General features: G+C 66.1%; 2 protein-coding genes. Both read left to right on the top strand.

All coding sequences use genetic code 11. The annotated features are described in order from the left end of the window. Positions 1-144: 144 nt before the first annotated feature. The gene (locus GTP46_RS29035) at positions 145-1,404 is read left to right on the top strand and encodes an O-antigen translocase (RefSeq protein WP_161010104.1); all 1,260 of its coding nucleotides are present in this window, start codon (positions 145-147) and stop codon (positions 1,402-1,404) included. Then, complete coding sequence (locus tag GTP46_RS29040; protein WP_161010105.1) at positions 1,388-2,851, top strand: O-antigen ligase family protein; 1,464 nt, start codon at positions 1,388-1,390, stop codon at positions 2,849-2,851. Before GTP46_RS29035 ends, GTP46_RS29040 begins: the two co-directional genes overlap by 17 nt. Positions 2,852-2,926: the final 75 nt, after the last annotated feature.

Below are 2,926 nucleotides of genomic sequence, written 5' to 3' on the forward strand. Positions count from 1 at the left end.
GGCCGCGCTGGCGGCGGCGCCGGCGCAGCGTGCTGCGCTGGGCGAACGCTGCCGCCGCTATTTTCAGGCCCATCACGCGGTGGGCGCGGCGCTGGCCGTGCTGGAACCGGTGCTGCTGGATCTGGTGCAGGGCAGGGAGGCAGCATGGCGTTGAAGCGCGCGCTGGGCTGGGGCGCGGCGCAGTCGGTGCTGCGCATGGTGCTTGGCTTCCTCAGCATCAAGATCACCGCCGTCTACCTGGGACCGGCCGGCCTGGCCCTGGTCGGCCAGTTCGGCAATTTTTTCACCCTGATGAGCGGCGCCTTTGGCACCGCCATCAACACCGCCGTGGTCAACCTGACCGCCAAGGCCGGCGATGATGGCGTCGATGGCTTGGCCACGTTGTGGGGCACGGCGATGCGCCTGGCGCTGCTGATCGGCCTGGCGCTGTGCGTGCTGGTGGCGCTGGCATCGCAGCCGATTGCGGCCTGGCTGCTCAAGGATGGGGCCTACTGGCCCGCCATCGTCGCCGGCGCCGCCAGTATTCCGCTGTCGATGGCGGGCTTCGTCATTACGGGCGGCCTGAACGGGCAAAAGCGTATTTCCGTGCTGGGCGTGATCGGCATCGTGTCCTCGCTGCTAGGATCGCTGGTGTTTGTGCCCCTGTGTTACTGGTTCGGTGTCTGGGGCGGCCTGCTGGCCTTTGCCGTGTCCAACTGCTGCGTGCTGCTGACAGCGCTGGGTGTGCTGGCGCGCGAGCGCACTGCCGCGCTGGCGCCGTTTGGCGGCCGCTGGGACCCGGCGGTGGTGCGCAGCCTGTGGGCTTTCTTCCCGATGCTGCTGGTCCATTCGATCACCGAGCCGATTGCGCCGCTGATGGTGCGCGATGCGCTGGTGGTGCAGCTGGGCGCCACGACGGCCGGCTTCTGGCAGGCGGCATTGCGGCTGTCGGACATGTACAGTCTGGTGCTGACCACGGCCGTGTCGATGTACCTGATGCCGCACCTGGCCGGCATCAAGGACGAGCGCGAATTCGGGCGCGAGCTGTGGCGTACCATGGGCAAGGTAGCCGGCCTGACGGCAGTCGGCGCGCTCGCGATCTACCTGCTGCGCGACCTGGTGATTGCGATCGTGTTTACCCGCCAGTTCGTGCCGGTACGCGAGTTGCTGGGCTATCTTTTCCTCGGCAACGTGCTCAAAATGGCGGCCTGGCCGCTGCGCATGGCGTTGGTCATCAAGCTGCGGGCAAAATGGTACATTGTGCTTGAGATTGTCGTGGCGGTGCTGCAGATCGCACTGACCCATGCCTGGTTGCCGCTGCTGGGCGCCCAGGCGGCAACGGCTGCCTACGCCGCTGCCTACGGACTGGCGCTGCTGGTCCTTCTCTATTCGAATAAGGGATATCTCTATGAAAACTGGCGCTAAGAAGAAATCGAACGCAGCGCAATGGCTGCTGATCTCGCTGGGCCTGTTCCTGGCGGTGTTCCTGGGCCTGGTCAGCGCCGTGGCCAACGGCTGGATCGCGCTGCTGATGTTCCTGCCGGTCATTCCGGCCATGATGGTCCTGCGCGATTTCCGTGTCGGCGTGGTACTACTGATGTTGTTGTTACCGGTGCAATATGCGCCGTTGATGCCGCAGTCGAGCGCCCTGAATTTTGTCAACCTGGCGACCTTGCTGACCTTCGCGGCACTGTTCCTCAATCATTTCATGGGCCATGTGCAGCTGGTCAAGGTGCCGCGCTTCTTCTGGTGGGCCTACCTGATCCCGATCAGCGTGGGCATGCTGCTGGGCCTGCGCCACATCCATGAAGCGCCGAATATTTCCGACTACGCCATTCTGCAGACGCCGTTTTCCTATCTCATGTTTGCCTTCGTGCGTCCCTTGCTCACCCTGGTGGCGGCGTGGCTGTTGGGGGCGGCGGTGTTGCGCAGCAAACGTCCGCGCCTGTTCATCTTCCCCTTGATGCTCGCCGCGCTGTTGCCGGCGCTGCTGCTACTGGGCTTCGAAGCGAAGGTCGGCAGCGGCGGCATGGGTCTGATGGTGCTGCGCGGCATGCTTGATGTGCTGGGCATGCATGCCAACGGTTTCGGCCAGTTCTTCGGCATCGCCTTTACCATCCTGCTGTTCATGGCGCCGGCGATGGAGCGTCCGCTTGAACGGCTGTTCCTGATGCTCACCATCGGCGCCGTCCTGGTGGCGCTGATCCTGACCTTCTCGCGCGGCGGCTACGTGGTGGCGCTGGTGGGCTTCACCGCCTTCGTGATCATCGAGCGCAAATACCGTTACGCCGTGATGGTAATGGCGGTGGTGCTGGCCGTCGGCCTGGTGGCGCCCGACGCCGTGCTGGGGCGCCTGACCACTGGCATCGAGGATACGGAATCCTCGCGCGGCGTCGTCGCGGCCAAGACCGAAGCGCTGACGGCCGGGCGGGCGTGGCTGTGGAAGCAGATGCTGCCGGAAGTGAAAAAGAGCCCGCTGTGGGGGTCGGGCGTCGGCTCGGTGGCCTGGAGCGCCGCTGCCAAGAGCGGCATGATCCGCTTTGCCCACCCGCACAATGTCTTCCTGCGCGTGCTGCTTGACCTCGGCCTGATCGGTTTCGGCCTGATGGTCGTGTTCTGCCGCCTGCTGATCCGGCGCCTGCGCGCCATCGCCGCCGACCCGGCCACGCCGCACTCCATGGCGGCGCTGGCCAAGGGCACTTGGGTGGCGCTGATAGCGATGCTGCTGGGCGACTTCGCCGGCGGCCACTACCTGTCCGGCCCCGAGACCGCCATCCTGTGGCTGTCCATTGGCATCCTGCTGCCGTTGATGGCCAAGTATGAACCGCTGCGCAAGCGCGCGGGGGTGCCGCCGCCGGTGGTGGCTGCATGACGGCACGGCCTGGCGGCACGCTGCGGGTAGGGTTGCTGAGCGCGCCGCAGGCGGCGCCTGCCGCAGTGCGCTGCC

The organism is Duganella flavida (assembly GCF_009857445.1).
GTDB classification, from domain to species: Bacteria; Pseudomonadota; Gammaproteobacteria; order Burkholderiales; family Burkholderiaceae_D; genus Rugamonas; species Rugamonas flavida.

Bases quoted from the DNA above. Each gene is read 5' to 3' on its own strand.
- GTP46_RS29035 (WP_161010104.1), top strand. From the start codon at position 145: ATGGCGTTGAAGCGCGCGCTGGGCTGGGGCGCGGCGCAGTCGGTGCTG.
- GTP46_RS29040 (WP_161010105.1), top strand. From the start codon at position 1,388: ATGAAAACTGGCGCTAAGAAGAAATCGAACGCAGCGCAATGGCTGCTG.